The organism is Kaistia soli DSM 19436 (assembly GCF_900129325.1).
Classification (GTDB): Bacteria; Pseudomonadota; Alphaproteobacteria; order Rhizobiales; family Kaistiaceae; genus Kaistia; species Kaistia soli.
Genome location: NZ_FQUP01000001.1, coordinates 1,821,050 through 1,839,317, shown reverse-complemented (window position 1 = coordinate 1,839,317; position 18,268 = coordinate 1,821,050). Strand labels below are relative to the sequence as shown.

Sequence of the window (18,268 nt, the reverse complement as noted above, 5' to 3'; positions counted from 1 at the left end):
CGCTTGAGCGTCACCCCGCACTCCCCGATCGCCGCGATGCGCCAGCCTCTGCGCTCAGCTATGGTTGCCTCGCCACCGATGAAGATCAGGAACCACGAATGTCGTCACTCTCTTCCGGCAATGCCGAGCAATATGGCGATAGCCGCAAGCTGGCCGCCCGGGCGCGGCTCAACTCCGAATACACGCTCGCCGAGACGCCGTGGTTCGAATGGGTCGCGGCGCAGTTGCCGATCGAGCCGGGCGCACGGCTTCTCGATATCGGCTGCGGACCCGCCTGGTTCTGGGCCGCGACCGCGTCGTCCGTTCCGGACGGGCTTAGGCTGACACTTGCCGACCTGTCGGCCGGCATGGTTGGTGAAGCCGTCGACCGTTGTCGCGAACTGGCTTTCGAAGAGCTGGAGGGATGCGAGGCGGATGCCGCGGCCCTCCCCTTTGAGGATGCCTGCTTCGACGGAGTCATTGCCATGCACATGCTCTATCATGTTGGCGACCCGGCGACTGCGATTGCTGAATTTCACCGCGTGCTTCGCCCAGGCGGCTTTCTGGCGGTGACGACCAACGGCGTCGACAATCTCCGAGAAGTCTATGAGTTGACGATGCGGCTCGGCGGTGCGCCGTCCGAGCCGGTCGCGGCCGTATTCGGCTTCGAAACCGCCGAACGGCTGTTGCGGGCGCAGTTCGGCAATGTCGCGACGTCAGTGCATCCGGCTCACATGCGCATCACCGAGCCGGAAGATCTCATCCTGGCGATGACATCGTTCCCGCCAGGCGACAGGGCGAGCGAGAGCCAGATGAAGGAATTTCGGGACGCTGTTGCCTCAGCCTTCGCGGCAGGTGGCGGCGTGCTCGAATCCCGCAAGGAGAGCGGGCTCTTCATCAGCCGCAAGGCCGCCTGAGACCGTCCACTTCGGGCCGACTAGATCGGAGCGCCAATCCGTTCCGGATCGACGGCCGCGAGGCCGCGCAGCCGGGCGGCGTCGCGCGACGGCGGCGCGCCAAACAGACGCGCATATTCGCGGCTGAACTGCGACTGACTCTCGTAGCCGACCGAAAAGCCGATCATGCCCGCGTCGAGATTTTCGGCGACCAGCCGCCGCCGCGCCTCAAGCAGGCGGATTTGCTTCTGAAATTGCAGCGGGCTCATCGCGGTGACGGCCTTGAAATGGCGATGCAGCGAAGCGGGGCTCATGCCGGCGATCTCCGCCAGACCATCAATGCGCATCGGCTGGTTGAAGTGGGTCTTGATCCAATCGATGGCGCGGTCGACCCGCGCGAGCCGGCTGTTCTGAGCCACCATCTGCCGGAGCACGCTACCCGCCGGACTCGTCAGCAGGCGATAAAGGATTTCTCGCTCGGCGAGCGGCGCCAGGACAGCGGCGTCTGCGGGACGTTCGACGAGCCGAACGAGGCGGAGGACAGGATCGAGCAAATCGGCACCGAGCGGCCCGATGGCCATGCCAACGCCCTGGTCGATTGCTTCGTCCGCTAGCGGCAGCCCCGCCAGGACTTCGACGATCGCGAGGCGGTCGAGCCGGAGCGTCGCGCAGAGATAGGGCGACGCAGGGGTTGCGTCGACGATGCAGGCCATGACCGGCATGTCGACGGCGACCAGCAGAAAACGGGACGGATCATAGATGACGGCTTGGCCGCCCACCATCAGCCGCTTCGAGCCCTGGGCGGCGATGCAGAGCACCGGCTGATAGAAGGACGGGGCCGGCAAGGTCGCGGCTTCCGCCCGGAGCAGCCGCAGACTCGGGATGGCCGTCTCGGCGCGTCCGACGACCGCGTTACGCCGCAGAATGTCACGCAGTTCGTCGATCTGATCCATGAGAACCCCTATCGCGCGTAGCGCGGCGACAGGCAACGCCGCGCGCAACCAAGATCGTCACTCTGAGAGGATCAGGCAAGAAGGCGCCAGCATTTGGCTAACGCGAGCGCGGCCGCAACATCATCTTCGGGAGGCTGATCCAGGGAGACGTTCATGAGCAAAGTTTGGATGGTAACCGGCGCCACACGCGGAATTGGCGCCGAGATCGTAAGGGCGGCGCTTGCCGCCGGCGACCGCGTCGTCGCGACAGGCCGCAATCCGGAGACAATTCTGGGCGCGTTCGCCGATGCAGGCGACGCTCTGCTGGCCCTGCCGCTTGACGTCACCAAGCCAGACCAGATCGCGGCGGCCGTCGAAGCAGCGCTCGAGCGCTTTGGCCGGATTGACGTCCTGGTCAACAATGCCGGCTACGGACAGCTGGGGCTCTTCGAAGAATCCGGGATAGGCGATGCCGAGCGCCAATTTTCGACCAACGTCTTCGGCCTTTTCAATGTCACTCGGGCCGTTCTGCCGACAATGCGGACCCAGCGCGCCGGATACATCCTCAATATCTCGTCGATCGCCGGCATCCGCGGCGGCCTCGGCGGCTCGATCTATTGTTCCAGCAAATTCGCGGTCGAGGGATTCTCGGAATCGCTCGCGCAGGAAGTGGCGCCGTTCGGAATTCATGTGACGCTCGTCGAACCCGGCTTCTTCCGGACAGACTTCCTCGACGAAACGTCCGTCAGCTTCGGCACCAACGCGCTTGACGACTATGCCGAAGTCTCCGCGCAAATCCGCAACGGTTACCGCGACCGCAACCACCGCCAGGTGGGCGACCCGGCGAAACTTGCATCCGTGGTCGTCGATCTCTCGAACCGAGCCGAGCCGCCATTCCGCTACGCAGCCGGCAGCGACGCTGCCGAGGTACTCGCGGCGAAGATCAACCGGCTCACCAACGAGCTTCAGGCGACGCGCGCCCTCTCCCCCACTACGGACGGCGACTTCTAGTCGCTCGCTTACGCCCCCGCCGGCATCGCGCCGTTTCCGGCCGCCGGCCAGTCAATCGGAGAACCTCTATGCGATACAACACACTTGGCCGTACAGGCCTGCTCGTCTCGGAACTCTGCCTTGGCACGATGACCTTTGGCGGACGCGGTATCTGGACCGCGATCGGCGAACTCGACCAATCGGTTGCAGATGGCATCGTCGCCCGCGCGCTTGATGCCGGCGTCAATTTCATCGATACGGCCGATGTCTATTCAGAAGGTCAGTCGGAAGAGATCACCGGGCGCGCCATGGTGAATTCGGGCCGCAAACGCAGCGATATCGTGCTGGCCACCAAGGCGCTTGGGCAGGTCGGGCCCGGGCCAAACGATCGCGGGGCCTCGCGCGGCCATATCATGGATGCCGTCAAGGCGAGCCTCACGCGCCTTGGCACCGACTATATCGACCTCTATCAGATTCACGGCTTCGACCCGCTGACGCCGGTCGAAGAGACGGTGCGCGCGCTCGATGACCTCGTGCGGCAGGGCCACGTCCGCTATGTCGGAGTCTCCAATTGGGCCGCCTGGCAGATCATGAAGGCGCTCGGCATCGCCGATCATCGCGGCTGGGCTCGCTTCGCGTCGCTTCAGGCTTATTACACGATCGCCGGACGCGACCTTGAGCGCGACATCGCTCCGTTGCTCGCCGCAGAAGGCGTTGGCCTGATGGTCTGGAGCCCGCTGGCCGGCGGGCTTCTCTCCGGCAAATATGATCGTGACGGCAAGGCTCCGGACGGCGGTCGCCGGGCGAATTTCGATTTCCCACCGGTCGACAAGACGCGCGCCTTTGACGCCGTCGACGTCATGCGGGAGATCGCCACGGCCCACGGCGTCTCGGTGGCGCAGGTCGCCCTCGCTTATCTTCTGAAGAAGCCATTCGTGACCTCGGTCATCATCGGCGCCAAGACCGTCGCGCAGCTCGACGACAATCTCGCGGCCGTCGCCGTGGCGCTCACCGATGACGACATGACGCGGCTCGATGCGGTGAGCGCCCTGCCGCACGAATATCCGGGCTGGATGCTGGAGCGCCAGAGCGAAAACCGCAAGACCGGTTAGGTCGAGCACGGCCGTCCGCCTTGAATGCGGGCGGCCGTCGCGCCGATTTAGCCGTCGATCGGCGTTCCCTGGCCGTCGGCGACCGGCGAGGTTTGATCGCGCATACGGGCGCGGGCGACTTCGCGGGCAACCGCCAGCCGCTGCTCCACCGCCTCGTCTGGCAGACCGATATCGGCGAGGAGATTGCCCGCCAGCTGCAGGCTGCCTTCAAGCGCTTCAGGGACGACGTCGGTCGCGCCATAATCGAGCAGCCGGCGCGCATGCGTCACCGAACGCGCGCGAGCATGAATGATCGCATTCGGCCAATGTTCGCGGATCGTCTGCACCATCCGTTCCGCGACACCGGCCTCATCGAGAGTCACGACGAAGGCCCGTGCCTTGTCGGCGCCGAGCCTCGCGAGGATCTCGGGACGCGTCGCATCGCCAAAGAAGATGGCATGCCCCTCTTTCGCCGCGCGGCGCACATGCTCGGAATTGAGATCGAGCGCTACATGCGGGATGCCTTCCGCCGCAAGCAGGGTCGCAACCGTCGCGCCGAAGCGGCCGAAGCCGCCGATGATGACATGATCCGAGAAGTTCTCCTGTCCCGTTGCGCCCTGGCTCGCCAGCGCGTCGCGCGCCCGCAAACGTGCGGCAAGCTTTTCGCCGACCATACCGAGCAGCGGCGACAACACCATCGAGAGTGCGGCGATCGTCGTCGCGAGACGGGCAATGTCGGGTGCGATGACATTGTCGCGGGCGGCAAGCGTGAACACGACGAAGGCGAATTCACCGGCCCCGCCGAGAACGAACGCCGTTTCGATCGCTCCCGGGCGCGGCATCCGAGCGATCCGGAAAGCAACATAGCCAAAAGCGAGCTTCACGGCGAAAAGCATGGCCAGCGCGCCGAGGATCAACGGTAACTGCCCGAAGACCGCCACGACGTCGATCGTCATGCCGACGGTCATGAAGAAGAGGCCGAGCAACAGATCCTTGAATGGCTCGACCTCAACATCGATCTGATGCCGATATTCTGTCTCGCTGAGCAGCAGACCCGCCAGAAAAGCACCGAGCGCCGCCGAGAGCCCGGCACGCGCCGTGATCGCGGCGGCGACGACTATGATCAGCAGTGTGATCGAAATGAGCAGTGTGCGATTGCCGGTCGCGCCGGCAAAGCGCATCAGGGGCTTGACGATCGTTCGCCCGAGCAACACCACCGCGACGACGACGACGACGGCCAGCGCGATGCCCTTCACGAGCGAAAGGCCAACGCTCGCGCCTTCCTGCGCGAGAATGCCGACGATGATGACGATCGGCACCACCATCAGATCCTGCAGGATCAGAACGCCAAGCGCCGTTCGTCCCGTCGGCGTTCCGAGCCGCCGCCGCTCGGCGAGCGACTGCGTCACGATCGCGGTCGAGGAAAGCGCGAAGGCCATGCCGAAGACGAGCGAGTCGTCGAACTCGAACCCTGCGAGGGCGCCGGCGCCGTAAATCGCAGCCGTCACCAGCGCGACCTGCAGCCCGCCGGCGCCGAGCATCAGGCGGCCGATCGCGCCGACCCGCTCGAAGGAAAGCTCGAGCCCGATGGTGAACAGCAGAAAGAGGATCCCGAGATCACCAAAGGCCTGCAACTGGTCGACACTGGTGATGGTCGCATAGCCGAACAAAGAGTTGAGCGGCACGAGATGACCGAAGCCGCCCGGTCCGACAATGATGCCGGCGATCAGGAAGCCCATGACCACGCCGAGCTTCAAATGCTGGAAGAGCGGGACGACGATCCCGGCGGCGACGAGGAACACCAGTAGCTGACGTCCGTCGGCTACCTGTTCCATCTGTCCCTCGCTCCGCCGAAAACTAAATGCCTATCGCCTCTCGTCGTCCGGGCACCGGCTCAGCCGACAAGCCGCGCCTCGATCGCGCCCAGAGCCTCTCCGGCACGCGCGCCTTCCGGGCCGCCCGCCTGGGCCATGTCCGGACGACCACCGCCGCCCTTGCCGCCGAGGGCCTCGGCGCCAATCCGAACGAGGTCAACGGCGCTGAACCGGCCAACGAGATCCTCGGAGACGCCGACAACGAGCGCCGCCTTGCCGTCCTCAGCAACGCCGACAAAGGCAACGACGCCCGAGCCGACCGACTTCCTCGCTTCGTCGACAAGACCCTTGAGGTCTTTAGGCGCGATGCCTTCGACGACACGCCCGAGATAGCGGATGTCGCCGACGTCGCGCACGCCGTCGCCGGAAGCCTGTCCGCCACCGCCAAGCGCCAGCTTGCGGCGCGCGTCGGCAAGCTCCCGCTCAAGGCGTCGCCGCTCTTCAACCAGGACCGTCACGCGCTCCACCGCTTCGTCAGGACGGACCTTCAGCGCCTGGGCGACCTCCTTCAGTCGCTTGTCCTGCAATTCGAGATGATCGCGCGCCGCCTTGCCGGTTAGCGCCTCGACACGGCGGACGCCTGACGCGACCGCGCCCTCGCCCACGATTGTGACGAGCCCGATCTCGCCGGTGCGGCCGACATGCGTGCCGCCGCAAAGCTCGACCGAATAGGGCTTGCCGTCCCGCTCGCCCATCGAGACGACGCGGACCTCATCGCCATACTTTTCACCGAACAGCGCCATTGCGCCGGCTGCGATCGCCTCGTCGCGCTCCATCAGTCGCGTCGAGACGGCCCCGTCCTGCAGCACGACTTCGTTGGCGATGTCTTCGACCGCCGCCAACTCGGCCGCATCGATCGGCTTAGGATGGCTGAAATCGAAGCGCAGACGATCCGGCGCGACCAGCGACCCCTTCTGCGCGACATGCTCGCCGAGCACCTTGCGCAGCGCCGCATGCAACAGATGCGTTGCCGAATGATGCGACCGGATCGCCGCGCGGCGGCCATGATCGACCAGCAGCCGCGCTGAATCGCCGACATTCACGCTGCCGCTCTCGACGATACCGTTATGGACGAAAAGCCCGTCTCCGCGCTTCTGCGTATCCTCGACGCGAATCTTGGCTCCCGTCTCGGTCTCGATCGTGCCGGCATCGCCGACCTGCCCGCCCGACTCGCCATAGAACGGCGTCTGGTTGACGATGATCTGCACCCGCTCGCCCGCTTCGGCCGTGCCGATCTCGGCGCCATCGCGCACCAGCGCCAGCACCTTGCCTTCCGACGCCTCGGAGGAGTAGCCGAGGAATTCGGTCGGGCCGAGCCGGTCGCGCAATGTCAGCCAGATCGTCTCGGCCGCGGTGTCACCCGAGCCGGCCCAACTTGCACGCGCCTCGGTCTTCTGCCGCTCCATCGCCGTCTGGAACGCGTCGGTATCGACGCCGATGCCGCGGGCGCGGAGCGCGTCCTGCGTCAGGTCGAGCGGGAAGCCATAGGTGTCATAGAGGCGGAAAGCCGTCTCGCCATCCAGCGTCGCGCCGGAGACGAACCCGGACGTCGCTTCGTCGAGCAGCACCAAGCCGCGCGCCAGCGTGCGACGGAACCGGATCTCCTCAAGCCGCATCGTCTCGGTGATCAGCGCCTCGGCGCGCACCAACTCGGGATAGGCCTGGCCCATCTCGCGCACCAGCGCCGGCACCAAGCGCCACAGCAGCGGATCGGCCGCGCCGAGAATATGCGCATGCCGCATCGCGCGGCGCATGATCCGCCGCAGCACATAGCCGCGCCCTTCATTCGACGGCAGCACGCCATCGGCAATCAGGAAGCTCGAAGCCCGCAGGTGATCGGCGATGATGCGATGGCTGGCGCGCTGCGCGCCCTCGGCCGGAACGCCCGTCGCCTCGACTGACGCGCGGATCAGCGCCTTGAAGAGATCGATGTCGTAGTTGTCATGCACGCCCTGCAGCACGGCCGCGATGCGCTCGAGACCCATGCCAGTGTCGATCGAGGGCTTGGGCAGCGGCAACCGGTTGCCCGGCGCGATCTGCTCGAACTGCATGAAGACGAGATTCCAGATCTCGATGAAGCGATCGCCGTCCTCGTCGGGGCTGCCGGGCGGTCCGCCCGCAATGCCCTCGCCATGGTCGAAGAAGATCTCGGAGCACGGCCCACACGGACCAGTGTCGCCCATCTGCCAGAAATTGTCCGATGTCGCGATGCGGATGATGCGCTCATCGGGGAGGCCGGCGATCTTCTTCCACAGATCAAACGCCTCGTCGTCCTCGTGGTAGACTGTGACGAGGAGCTTGTCCTTCGCGAGGCCGAACTCGCGCGTCACGAGCGTCCAGGCGAGCTCGATCGCCCGTTCCTTGAAATAGTCGCCGAACGAGAAGTTGCCGAGCATCTCGAAGAAGGTGTGATGCCGGGCGGTGTAGCCGACATTATCGAGATCGTTATGCTTGCCGCCGGCGCGCACGCATTTCTGCGACGTCGTCGCGCGCGGCCAGGGCGCCGTGGCACGGCCGGTGAAATAGTCCTTGAATTGGACCATGCCGGCATTGGTGAACATCAACGTCGGATCATTCTGCGGCACGAGCGAACTCGAGGCGACGATCTCATGGCCGTTCTTCTGGTAGAATCCGAGATAGGCCGACCGGATGTCGTTGACGCTGCTCATGGAATGATCCGCTTGAAGACCGGGAGGCCGCATCGCGGATACCCGGTGAGAAACCTGGCCGCGTTTGTAGCGACCGGCTGCAGGACTGTCCAGAAAGCAGCACTGACGCCGCAGCACCGGCGAGGTGCCGGCGTCGCCCTGTCATGCTTCAGTGGCTTCGGCCATCATAGGCATTGACGGTGACGGTCGCGAGGTCGATGCCGTCGATACAGCGGACATTGACCGCAACCATGTCGCTGCCATCCGGCCCCTTCGCCCGCGCAAAGGACTCGATGCCGCAATCCTGGCAGAAGAGGTGATGGATAACGTGGCGGTTGAACTGATAGTCGGTGAGGTTGTCCTCGCCCGACGTCACGCTGAAATTGCTCGCCGGGACGAAGGCGAGCCAATGTCCGCGCTTCTGGCAGATGGAGCAATTGCAGGAGATCGCGCTGGTGAAATCGCCACGCGCCTCGAAACGGACCTTGCCGCAGTGACAACCACCGGCCTCTTGCGTCGCTTCGGCCATCTTGCGCCCCTCCCCCAAAAATGCGGCGCGGCTTCACGCCGCGCCGTTGGTCTCGTCATTCACGCTTCGAGCGCGTCGTCGCCATCCGAATCGGCGTCACCATCCTTCGACAGCAGCGCCTCGGCGAGCAGACCGGCGTTCTGCCGAATAGCCTGTTCGACCGTGTTGGCGATCTCCGGATTGTCGCGGAAGAAGGCCTTGGCGTTCTCGCGGCCCTGGCCGAGACGCTGGCTGTCATAGGAGAACCAGGCGCCCGACTTCTCGACGATGCCGGCCTTGACGCCGAGATCGATCAGTTCGCCGACCTTCGACACGCCCTCGCCATACATGATGTCGAATTCGACCTGCTTGAAAGGCGGCGCCAGCTTGTTCTTGACCACCTTGACGCGAGTCTGGTTGCCGACGACTTCGTCGCGATCCTTGATCGCACCGATCCGGCGGATGTCGAGACGGACCGAAGCGTAGAACTTGAGCGCATTGCCGCCCGTCGTCGTCTCCGGATTGCCGAACATGACGCCGATCTTCATGCGGATCTGGTTGATGAAGATCACCATGGTCTTCGACTTCGAAATCGAAGCTGTGAGCTTCCGGAGCGCCTGGCTCATCAGGCGCGCCTGCAGGCCCGGCAGGCTGTCGCCCATCTCGCCTTCGATTTCGGCGCGCGGCGTCAGCGCGGCGACCGAATCGACTACGAGCACGTCGATGGCGCCGGAACGCACCAGCGTATCGGTGATTTCGAGCGCCTGCTCGCCCGTGTCGGGCTGCGAGATCAGGAGATCGTCGAGATTGACGCCAAGCTTGCGAGCATAGATCGGATCAAGCGCATGCTCCGCATCGACAAAGGCACAGATACCGCCATTCTTCTGCGCTTCGGCGATGGTGTGCAGCGCCAGAGTCGTCTTGCCCGAGGACTCGGGGCCATAGATTTCGACGATGCGGCCGCGTGGCAAACCACCGATCCCGAGCGCGATGTCCAGCCCGAGCGAGCCGGTCGGTACCGTCCCGATTTCGACGACCTTGTCGTTCTTGCCGAGCCGCATGATGGAGCCCTTGCCGAACGCCCGCTCGATCTGGCTGAGAGCGGCATCCAGCGCCTTCGACTTGTCCATTGTGGCCCCTTCGACGAGACGGAGAGAAGTTTGCGACATGCGTCCGTTCCTTATTCCATACTGCGAGGAGTCGATCAAACTGAGAACAGTGTACATGTTTTGTTCTCATCTGCAAGCTGCATTCCAGTCCCGCTGCGCGCATATGTGAGGCCTGCCATGCACGCGACAAGGATGGTGCGGCGACGCCCTGTGTGATGCTATGTGGCCTGAAATTCCCGATGTTTCATCAAGAGAGAGCGACCTCGACGTGCAACGCCCTGCCCTCCTCGTGACACTCCTGTCTGCCCTGGCGCTCAGTGCCTGCCAGGCGCCGTCAAACCAGCAGTTGGGTGCGATCGCCGGTTCGGCTGTCGGCGCCATGATCGGCAGCCAATTCGGGTCCGGCGCGGGCAAGCTCGGCGCGACGATCGTCGGCGGTGGCCTTGGCGGCATCATCGGCAGCCAGATCGGCAAGAGCATGGATCAGAACGCGCAGCGTCAGGCTTCGGCGGCGGAGACAAAGGCGATAACCACCGGCCAACCCGGCGTGCCGGTCAGCTGGAATGCGGGATCAAGCCACGGACAGGTCATTCCCGGGCCGATCAGCAAGCAGAACGGCCGCGACTGCCGCCCCTATACGCACCAGGTCGTCGTCAACGGGCAAGGCCAAGCGCTGCGCGGCACGGCCTGCCAGATGCCGGACGGCTCCTGGCAGCCGGTCTCCTGATCCGACGTTCAACACAATGGTATCCGCAATGAGTCTTTCCGATCGCATCCGCCTTTCCGACGAGGTCGCCGCGGCGCAGGCAGACGGCCGCCCGCTCGTCGCACTCGAGACGACGATCGTCACGCATGGCATGCCCTATCCGGAAAATGTCGCGACCGCCCTCGCGGTCGAGGAGGTCGTGCGCGCCGCGGGCGCCGTTCCAGCGACGATCGCGATCATAGACGGCGCGATCCGCGTCGGGCTGACCGCCGCCGAGCTCGAAGAGCTTGCCGGCCGGAAGAATGTCATGAAGCTCTCGCGGGCGGATCTCGCATTCGCGCTCGCCACTGGCCGGCCGGGCGCCACCACGGTCGCCGCGACCATCATCGCGGCATCGCTTGCCGGCATCCGCGTCTTCGCGACAGGCGGGATCGGCGGTGTCCATCGCGGTGCCGAGACCAGTTTCGATGTGTCGGCCGATCTCTACGAACTCGCCGAGACGCCTGTGACGGTCGTATCGGCCGGCGCCAAGGCGTTGCTTGATATTCCCAAGACTCTCGAAGTGCTGGAGACGCTCGGCGTACCCGTCGTCACGGTCGGCCAGGATGTGCTGCCCGCCTTCTGGTCTCGCGACAGTGGCCTACCCTCGCCGCTGCGCCTCGACGAGCCCGCAGCGATCGCTAGCTTCCTGGCGACGCGGGAAGAGCTCGGCCTCAAGGGTGGCCTGCTGGTCGCCAATCCGGTGCCACTCGCCGACGAGATTCCAGCGGCGGAGATGCGGGCGCATATCGAAGAGGCGATCAGCGACGCGGAGCGCGAAGGCGTCCGCGCCAAGGCTGTGACGCCCTATGTGCTCGGCCGAATCCTGACGCTCACCGAGGGGCGCAGCCTCGTGACCAATATCGCGCTGGTCAAGAACAACGCCCGCCTCGCCGGCGAGATCGCGGTAGCGCTTCAGGCCACAGCCGGATGACGCGCATGGAGGACATGGCCGACTGCCGCCTCATCAAGCGGGGATGGTCCCGCCACGTAGAGGCGCCCAAGATCCGGCCCTGAGAGGTTTGCCGTCACTTCGAAGCCGAGCGCCGTCAGGTGACGCTCGATATCTTCGGGCAGGAAATAGCTGACAAAGGGTTCGCCGAGCTGCGCCGTGCGCCCGGCAAGCGTCAGGAAGGCGAGCCGCTGAAGCACGCCGACACGATCCGGTGGCTCCGCATAATCCAGCACCAGCTCGGCGTCGCCCTTGCGGGCTGCGATGATGCCAAGCGTGGTGAGAATGGCAATTTCCGAAAGATAGGGCACGACGCCGAGCCAGGAGAAGAACGCCGGCGCTGCCGGATCGAGCCCTGCCGCGACGAGCGCTGCGTCCAGCCGATCGACGGAGAAGTCGACGGGAACGAAGCGCATCGTATCGGGCACAGGAATGTGTGTCTGCTGAAGGCGCTGGCGCTTCCAGGCCTGCGTGGCGGGATGGTCGACCTCGTAAACCACGACACCCTGTTCGGCGAACGGATTGCGATAGGCGAACGTGTCGAGCCCCGCGCCGAGCACGACCACGTGACGCACGCCGCCTGCGACGGCCGCCGCCAGCCGGTCCTCGGCAAAGCGGCTGCGCGCGGCAAGAAAGGAGCGCAGCGCGGCGCCGCCGGCGGAATCGGCGCGGCTGATTTCGTCGCGCGCCACCGACGAGCCGCGATCCCCGCCGACAATGGTCAGCGCAAGCGGATCCTCGAAGATTCGAGGCTTGTCCAGCAACTGATGCGCGGCGCGCCGAACCGCTGCGCGGAATGCCGTGGCGCTCGGTTGTCCTTCGATCACGTCCGATTAGCTCCCTTGCCCACCCGTTGACCCGACCATGAGCGCACACGAGACCTTGCTGGCGAGCGCGCTGCGATGCAAGCGGCGGGCCCCGCGCCCCTCAATGCAGGCATCCGAAATTAGTCAGGAGTTGCACCGCATTGGCGCGGGCAAGCCCCGGCGGATCGCCTTTTTCGGGCAGGATGAGGACGGCATAGCTGCCATCCTCGCCGGCGATGATATGAAACGGCTGGAACGGCGCCGTCCCGTCGGGGCTGACCTTCCCGCAATATCCGTGGCCATTTCGCGCGAGCGACGGCGCAAGGTCACGAATATGGGCGGCCGGCGGATCAAGCAGCCGCGCCGCGACCGCAGCCACGATCCCGGCCTGTAGCGCAGGCGGAGACAGCGGTGTACCGACATAGCTCTGCGCGAGCGCCGGCACGCTCGCCGTGACCAGCGAGGCGGCCACGATCATCCAAACGCCAAGTCGCATTCCCGACCTCCACGCATCGTCTCGCACTCGCGGGCCGATTGATGACAATTCGGCCGAGAGATGCAAGGCCGGACCGCCCCCGGAGCCGACAGGACGACGCGGCCGGCGGACCTTATGCGAGGGCCAGGACGGCCTCTGCAAAGGCAGCGGGCGCTTCCTGCGGCAGGTTGTGACCGACAGCTGGGATAATCCGCCGCGCATAGCAACCCGAGAAATACGGCGCGCTCTCGTCATCCGTCTCAGGGGGATCGACGCCGTCATCGGCCCCCTGCAGCACGATCGTCGGGACCTCGATTTGAGGTTGCTGTGCCAGCCTCGCTTCGATGGGCAGTAACGCAGGATCGCCTGGCACGCCGCCGAACCGATGGCGGTAAGAATGGACGACGACGTCGACGAAGTCCGGATTGTCGAAGGACACGGCGCTCCGTTCGAAGGTCGCGCCGTCGAATGCCCAGCTAGGCGACCAGAGTTGCCAGATCAGCCGGCAGAGCTCGCGTCGATTCTCCGACAATCCGAGCCGGCCACGCTCTGAATGGAAGTAATACTGATACCAGAAACGGTGTTCGGCGCTCGGCGGTGCCGGCCGCCAGGCTTCGGCGATGTTCTGGATGTTGTAGCCAGTGCCGCAACTGACGAGACCCGCGACGCGTTCGGGCCAGAGCGCCGCGACGATGCAAGCGGCGCGTCCGCCCCAGTCATAGCCACCAAGCAGCGCCCGCGGAATATCCAGCGCATCCATGAGCGCGAGCAGATCGGCGCCGAGCGCCGCCTGCTCGCCGGAGCGCGGCGTCTCGGGCGAGCGGAACCGGGTCGGGCCATACCCGCGCAGATAAGGCACGATGACGCGAAGGCCCGCCGCGGCCAGCTGTTCCGCAGCCGCGTCATAGGCGTGAGGGTCGTAGGGAAATCCGTGCAACAGGATCGTAGGCATGCCCTTCGCAGGCCCCGCCTCGAAATAGCCGATCTCCAGAACGCCTGCATCGATCCGCTTGAGCGTTGGGGCCTTACTGCTCATCCATCTGTTCCCAATTGGTCGGTGCGACCGCACCATTCCCCTCACCAGGCGAGGTGCAGGGCCTCCAGTCCATGGAAATGGTAGCTGTCGCGATAGCTCGGCGGGGACGCGATCCTGAGGCCCGGCAGGCGCGAAAAGAGGATCGGCAAAGCGACCTGCAATTCAAGCCGCGCCAATGGCGCGCCGATGCAGAAATGGATGCCGCCGCCGAAGCCGAAATGTGCGAGCGCCGGCCGATCAGGATCGAAGCGGGCTGCATCGACATAGCGCGCCGGGTCGCGGTTGGCGGCGCCGAGCACAAGGCCGACGCTGTCGCCCTTTTTCAGGGAGATGCCGGCATAATCGAGGTCCTCAAGCGCATAGCGAGAGAAGAAATGCAGCGGCGGATCGAAGCGAAGGCACTCCTCGGACGTCGCCGCCACGCTGTCTTCGGTCGCGAAGATAGCCGCCGGATCAAGCCCGGTCTCCAGGATTGCCTTTACGCCATTGCCGATGGCATGCACGGTCGCCTCGTGGCCGGCGTTGAGCAACAGAATGATGGTCGCGATCAGCTCATCTTCGGTCAGCCGGTCGCCCTGTTCCTCGGCGGCGATCAGCGTCGAGACGAGATCGTCGGCTGGCGCCTTGCGCCGTTCAGCGACCACCTCTTTCAGATAGGCGACAAAATCCTGCACCGCCGCGACGGCCGCGTCCTCGGTCGCCCGTGTGCGGCCGAACTGATACATCGCGACCATCTTGTGCGACCAGTCGAGCAAATCGCCGGCCCGGCTCGTTGGCACGCCAAGCATTTCCGCGATGACGATGACCGGGATCGGCGTCGCGAAGGCCTCGATGAGGTCTACCTCCCCCGCCCCTTCGAACCGATCGATCAGTTCATTGGCAAGGTCCGCGATGCGCGGCCGCAGCCGCTCGACCTGCCGCGAGACGAAGGCGCGATTGACGAGCGTGCGTAGCCGCGTATGCGCCGGCGGCTCGCGATCGAGCATTGAGAGCTTGTCGACATCGGTGAAAGGCTTGAGGCGCTCGGGCACCTCCGGCAATCCCAGTTCCTCGCGAGTCGCGAGGTGGAGGATCTCGCGGCCGAAGCGCTTATCCCGGAAGAGCGCGTGCACGTCATCGGCATTGACGAAGCACCAGAGCCCGTATTCCTCCCAGAAGAAGCGAGGCATCTCGGCCCTGATCGCCTCGAAGGCGGGATAGGGATCCTGGAAGAAGGCCGGATTGCGCGCGTCGATGGAGACGCGTCGCGTCGCAGCATCGATGCGAAAGGGAACGGTGGGATGCGGCGGGAGGCCATCGGCGGTCGGCTGGTGGATGATCACGCTTTCGTCTCGGTCCGTGGTGTACCGGCCGAGGTTCGGATGCGGACGGATTGGATGCAAGCGGCCATTACACGAGCCCAAGCACGAGGAGCGCCAAACGTCTACTCGCCCAGCGCTTCCTTCACAGCCGTCGCCAGCTGCTTCAGCGAAAACGGCTTCGGCAGGAAGCTGAAATTCTCGCCGTCGGGCAGATTCTTGGCGAAAGCGTCCTCGGCATAGCCAGAGACGAAAATGATCTTGAGGTTCGGCCGCGTCTTGCGCAATTCGCGCAACAGCGAGGGGCCGTCGAGCTCGGGCATGACGACGTCGGAGACCACGAGATCGATCGACCCGCCGGTGCGCTCCATTACTTCGAGCGCCTCTGCGCCCGATGACGCCTCGTGCACCGTATAGCCGCGCGACGCCAGGGCTCTCGCAGCGAAGGCCCGGACCGCCTCTTCGTCCTCGACGAGCAGGATATTGGCGCTGCCGGTCAGGTCGGTCTTGGCCTGCGGCTTGTCGGGAACGAGCTCGGCCTTCGGCTGCTCGATCATGACATGGCGCGGCACGAAGATGCGGAAGATCGTGCCCTTGTCGATAACGCTGTCGAAGAAGATGTGCGCCCCGGTCTGGCGAACGATGCCATAGACGGTCGATAGGCCGAGCCCGGTGCCCTTGCCGACTTCCTTCGTCGAGAAGAACGGCTCGAAGATCTTCGACTGGACCTCGAGCGGAATGCCCGTGCCGGTATCCTCGACTTCGATCAACACATATTCCGCAGCCGGCAACGCCTTGTATCCAAAGGCGGCGCAATCGGCTGGCAGGATGTTGCGGGTGCGGATGGTGAGCTGACCGCCCTTGGGCATCGCATCGCGCGCATTGACCGCGAGATTGATGACGACCTGCTCGAACTGGTTGAGATCGGCCTTGATCGGCCAGACATCGCGGCCGTGCACCACCGAGAGCTTGACCTTCTCGCCAAGCAGCCGCTCCAGCAAGATGGAGAGATCGGAGAGCACGTCGCCGATGGCGAGGATCTGCGGGCGCAGCGTCTGTCGGCGGGAGAAGGCAAGCAGCTGCCGAACAAGGCCCGCGGCCCTGTTGGCGTTCTGCTTGATGTTCATGATGTCCTGGAAGGACGGGTCGGACGGGCGGTGATTGGCGAGCAGCAGGTCGGAGAAGCCGATGATCGCCGTCAGGACATTGTTGAAGTCGTGCGCGACGCCGCCGGCAAGCTGGCCGATCGACTCCATTTTCTGGCTCTGCTGGAACTGCTGCTCCAGCGCGCGCTGCTCCGTGGTGTCGAGTGCATAGATCGTGGCGATCTCATGCTCGTCGGCGCCTTCGTCGACGGCGCTGACATAGAAGCGCGTGCTACGGTCGCCGGCGCCGGCGACGCTGGCATCGACGAACGGGATATCGCCATGACCGGCCGCGGCCGCTTCGAGAGCGCTCTCGATCGCTGTGCGCCCGCCGTCCGTGACGAGATCGGCGAGGCGAAGACGGCCACCGCCCTGGCCCTGTACGGAGCCGAACAGCCGCGCAAAAGCGGCATTGGTCCGGCCGATGCGGCCGCTGCGGTCGACGGACGCAATCGCGAAGGGCGTATGGTTAAAGAAGCGCGTGAAGCGAACCTCGGCCGCACGCAGCGCCTCGGACACATCCTCTCCCGGGCCGCGGTTGAGGACGATGGTGCGCGTCGCGCCCGGCGCACCGTCATGCGCATACGGCACGCGGTGCAGGAAGCGCACCGGCAGGCTCTGGCCGTTCTGCTTGACGAGATCGAGGTCGAAGATCTCCGTCTCGCTGCCGCCCGGCCGCGCATTGCCGGCCGCGAGCAGCGCCGCACCGTCGCCGCGTACGATGTCCGAAAGCGCGATCGAGCCCGGTTTGAAGAAAGCGAGATCGATGCCAAGCCATTCTGCAAGCGTGGCATTGAGATAGACGATACGCCCATCCGGTTCCGCGGATAGAAAGCCCGCCGGCGCATGATCGAGATAGTCGATCGCATGCTGCAAGTCCTGGAACACCGTCTCCTGCTGCTCGCGATCGCCCGTGATGTCGGCGAGCCGCCACGCGGTCAGGATCTGATCGCCGGCATGGATCGGCCGGGCATGGACGCGGTACCAGCGCGGGCCGATCGGCCCGGTGCCGGACAGCGGCGCTGGCATGCGGATTTCCTCGACCGCCGCGCGCTGATGGCGAACCGATTGCGACAGGCGATAGAGCGCCTCGCTGGCGGCCTGGTCGCCAGAAAAGACCCGCTCGATGACGCGGACATCGCTTTCGTCGTCAGCGCCGATCAGATCCGCATAGGCGCCGTTGGCATAGAGTATGCGCCCCTCGCGGTCGCTGATGACGAGGCCTTCAGTCATCGAATCGATGAAGCCGCGCGCGAGATCGTCGCGCGGAACCTGGCCACCGAAGCGCACCAGCCCGATCGCTGCCGCGAAAAGCGTGAAGACACCGAGCACCGCAAGAATGCCGAGCACGGCGAAGATGAAAGGTTGCGCGGAGGAAGGCGGCAGCATGGCGCCGGCCACGGCTACGGCGACGAGCGCGACCGCCAGCACCACGAGCCGGCCGATACCACCCGTCCGTCCGGCGCGATCAATAACCGGGGGGCGCTCTCCGGACACGCCGAATCGGCCCGTCATCGCATGCCACCTGCCGCAACGCAGCCCACAGCCGAGCCCGGCCCGGTCTTGTCCCGGCGGGCTGTGAAGGAGGCGGCATTGATGCGGTGCAGCTGCGGGAGCACGATCGCGGACTTTCGGAAGACGGCTCGAACAGGCGATTCGCGCAGTAATCGAGCCAGCTTGTTCACGTGATGGTTAGTGAATTGCTAACGGCTTTTCGGCATTGATAAGCCGATTCGTCGTCGCAGCCCTTGCCAACTGCGAGCCGGCGCACGAAAACCCCATTC

At 65.2% G+C, this 18,268-nt stretch carries 15 protein-coding genes; 5 read left to right on the top strand and 10 right to left on the bottom strand.

Annotation, left to right across the window (positions count from 1 at the left end):
• The first annotated feature begins 98 nt into the window (after window positions 1-98).
• Window positions 99-896 (top strand): class I SAM-dependent methyltransferase, encoded by a 798-nt coding sequence (locus tag BUB39_RS08860; protein ID WP_073052534.1) that lies wholly within the window; start codon window positions 99-101, stop codon window positions 894-896.
• A gap of 20 nt (window positions 897-916) precedes the next feature.
• Here BUB39_RS08860 and BUB39_RS08855 read toward each other — a convergent pair whose 3' ends face one another.
• On the bottom strand, window positions 917-1,828 hold the full coding sequence (locus BUB39_RS08855) for an AraC family transcriptional regulator (protein ID WP_073052533.1): 912 nt from the start codon (window positions 1,826-1,828) through the stop codon (window positions 917-919).
• 153 nt (window positions 1,829-1,981) lie between these two features.
• On the opposite strand from BUB39_RS08855, the gene BUB39_RS08850 reads away from it, so the two are divergent.
• Window positions 1,982-2,818, top strand: a complete 837-nt coding sequence (locus BUB39_RS08850) for an SDR family NAD(P)-dependent oxidoreductase (protein ID WP_073052532.1) — start codon at window positions 1,982-1,984, stop codon at window positions 2,816-2,818.
• Window positions 2,819-2,886: 68 nt separating this feature from the next.
• Window positions 2,887-3,909: an aldo/keto reductase gene (locus tag BUB39_RS08845; RefSeq protein ID WP_073052531.1), complete on the top strand. Its 1,023-nt coding sequence runs from the start codon at window positions 2,887-2,889 to the stop codon at window positions 3,907-3,909.
• A 47-nt stretch (window positions 3,910-3,956) separates the two neighbouring features.
• Here BUB39_RS08845 and BUB39_RS08840 read toward each other — a convergent pair whose 3' ends face one another.
• From BUB39_RS08840 to recA, 4 genes are all read right to left on the bottom strand, one after another.
• Window positions 3,957-5,723, bottom strand: coding sequence for a cation:proton antiporter domain-containing protein (locus tag BUB39_RS08840; protein ID WP_073052530.1), 1,767 nt, complete (start codon window positions 5,721-5,723; stop codon window positions 3,957-3,959).
• Window positions 5,724-5,782: 59 nt separating this feature from the next.
• Window positions 5,783-8,431, bottom strand: a complete 2,649-nt coding sequence (alaS, locus tag BUB39_RS08835) for an alanine--tRNA ligase (RefSeq protein WP_073052529.1) — start codon at window positions 8,429-8,431, stop codon at window positions 5,783-5,785.
• A 148-nt stretch (window positions 8,432-8,579) separates the two neighbouring features.
• Window positions 8,580-8,939 carry a GFA family protein gene (locus BUB39_RS08830; protein WP_073052528.1) on the bottom strand — a complete coding sequence of 120 codons (360 nt, stop codon included), beginning with the start codon at window positions 8,937-8,939 and terminating at the stop codon, window positions 8,580-8,582.
• A 59-nt stretch (window positions 8,940-8,998) separates the two neighbouring features.
• Window positions 8,999-10,087, bottom strand: a complete 1,089-nt coding sequence (gene recA, locus BUB39_RS08825) for a recombinase RecA (protein ID WP_073052527.1) — start codon at window positions 10,085-10,087, stop codon at window positions 8,999-9,001.
• Window positions 10,088-10,295: 208 nt separating this feature from the next.
• Between recA and BUB39_RS08820 the strand changes: the two genes are divergently transcribed.
• Both BUB39_RS08820 and BUB39_RS08815 read left to right on the top strand, forming a co-directional pair.
• On the top strand, window positions 10,296-10,754 hold the full coding sequence (locus BUB39_RS08820) for a glycine zipper 2TM domain-containing protein (protein WP_073052894.1): 459 nt from the start codon (window positions 10,296-10,298) through the stop codon (window positions 10,752-10,754).
• A gap of 28 nt (window positions 10,755-10,782) precedes the next feature.
• A complete protein-coding gene (locus BUB39_RS08815; RefSeq protein WP_139251388.1) occupies window positions 10,783-11,706 on the top strand; it encodes a pseudouridine-5'-phosphate glycosidase in 924 nt (307 codons plus the stop codon).
• Here BUB39_RS08815 and BUB39_RS08810 read toward each other — a convergent pair.
• The 5 genes from BUB39_RS08810 to cckA all read right to left on the bottom strand — a co-directional run bounded on the left by BUB39_RS08810 (window position 11,688) and on the right by cckA (window position 17,999).
• Complete coding sequence (locus BUB39_RS08810; protein WP_073052525.1) at window positions 11,688-12,551, bottom strand: class I SAM-dependent methyltransferase; 864 nt, start codon at window positions 12,549-12,551, stop codon at window positions 11,688-11,690. The two genes, BUB39_RS08815 and BUB39_RS08810, sit on opposite strands and share 19 nt — an antisense overlap.
• A 100-nt stretch (window positions 12,552-12,651) precedes the next feature.
• The gene (locus BUB39_RS08805) at window positions 12,652-13,026 is read right to left on the bottom strand and encodes a hypothetical protein (RefSeq protein ID WP_073052524.1); all 375 of its coding nucleotides are present in this window, start codon (window positions 13,024-13,026) and stop codon (window positions 12,652-12,654) included.
• Between the two features lie 112 nt (window positions 13,027-13,138).
• The gene (locus BUB39_RS08800; RefSeq protein ID WP_073052523.1) at window positions 13,139-14,041 is read right to left on the bottom strand and encodes an alpha/beta fold hydrolase; all 903 of its coding nucleotides are present in this window, start codon (window positions 14,039-14,041) and stop codon (window positions 13,139-13,141) included.
• Window positions 14,042-14,082: 41 nt separating this feature from the next.
• Complete coding sequence (locus tag BUB39_RS08795; RefSeq protein WP_425292892.1) at window positions 14,083-15,363, bottom strand: cytochrome P450; 1,281 nt, start codon at window positions 15,361-15,363, stop codon at window positions 14,083-14,085.
• Window positions 15,364-15,464: 101 nt separating this feature from the next.
• Window positions 15,465-17,999 (bottom strand): cell cycle histidine kinase CckA, encoded by a 2,535-nt coding sequence (gene cckA, locus BUB39_RS08790; RefSeq protein ID WP_073052522.1) that lies wholly within the window; start codon window positions 17,997-17,999, stop codon window positions 15,465-15,467.
• Window positions 18,000-18,268: the final 269 nt, after the last annotated feature.

Bases quoted from the DNA above. Each gene is read 5' to 3' on its own strand.
- BUB39_RS08840 (WP_073052530.1), bottom strand. From the start codon at position 5,723: ATGGAACAGGTAGCCGACGGACGTCAGCTACTGGTGTTCCTCGTCGCC.
- BUB39_RS08860 (WP_073052534.1), top strand. From the start codon at position 99: ATGTCGTCACTCTCTTCCGGCAATGCCGAGCAATATGGCGATAGCCGC.
- recA (WP_073052527.1), bottom strand. From the start codon at position 10,087: ATGTCGCAAACTTCTCTCCGTCTCGTCGAAGGGGCCACAATGGACAAG.
- BUB39_RS08830 (WP_073052528.1), bottom strand. From the start codon at position 8,939: ATGGCCGAAGCGACGCAAGAGGCCGGTGGTTGTCACTGCGGCAAGGTC.
- cckA (WP_073052522.1), bottom strand. From the start codon at position 17,999: ATGACGGGCCGATTCGGCGTGTCCGGAGAGCGCCCCCCGGTTATTGAT.
- BUB39_RS08805 (WP_073052524.1), bottom strand. From the start codon at position 13,026: ATGCGACTTGGCGTTTGGATGATCGTGGCCGCCTCGCTGGTCACGGCG.
- BUB39_RS08800 (WP_073052523.1), bottom strand. From the start codon at position 14,041: ATGAGCAGTAAGGCCCCAACGCTCAAGCGGATCGATGCAGGCGTTCTG.
- BUB39_RS08850 (WP_073052532.1), top strand. From the start codon at position 1,982: ATGAGCAAAGTTTGGATGGTAACCGGCGCCACACGCGGAATTGGCGCC.
- alaS (WP_073052529.1), bottom strand. From the start codon at position 8,431: ATGAGCAGCGTCAACGACATCCGGTCGGCCTATCTCGGATTCTACCAG.
- BUB39_RS08815 (WP_139251388.1), top strand. From the start codon at position 10,783: ATGAGTCTTTCCGATCGCATCCGCCTTTCCGACGAGGTCGCCGCGGCG.
- BUB39_RS08845 (WP_073052531.1), top strand. From the start codon at position 2,887: ATGCGATACAACACACTTGGCCGTACAGGCCTGCTCGTCTCGGAACTC.
- BUB39_RS08855 (WP_073052533.1), bottom strand. From the start codon at position 1,828: ATGGATCAGATCGACGAACTGCGTGACATTCTGCGGCGTAACGCGGTC.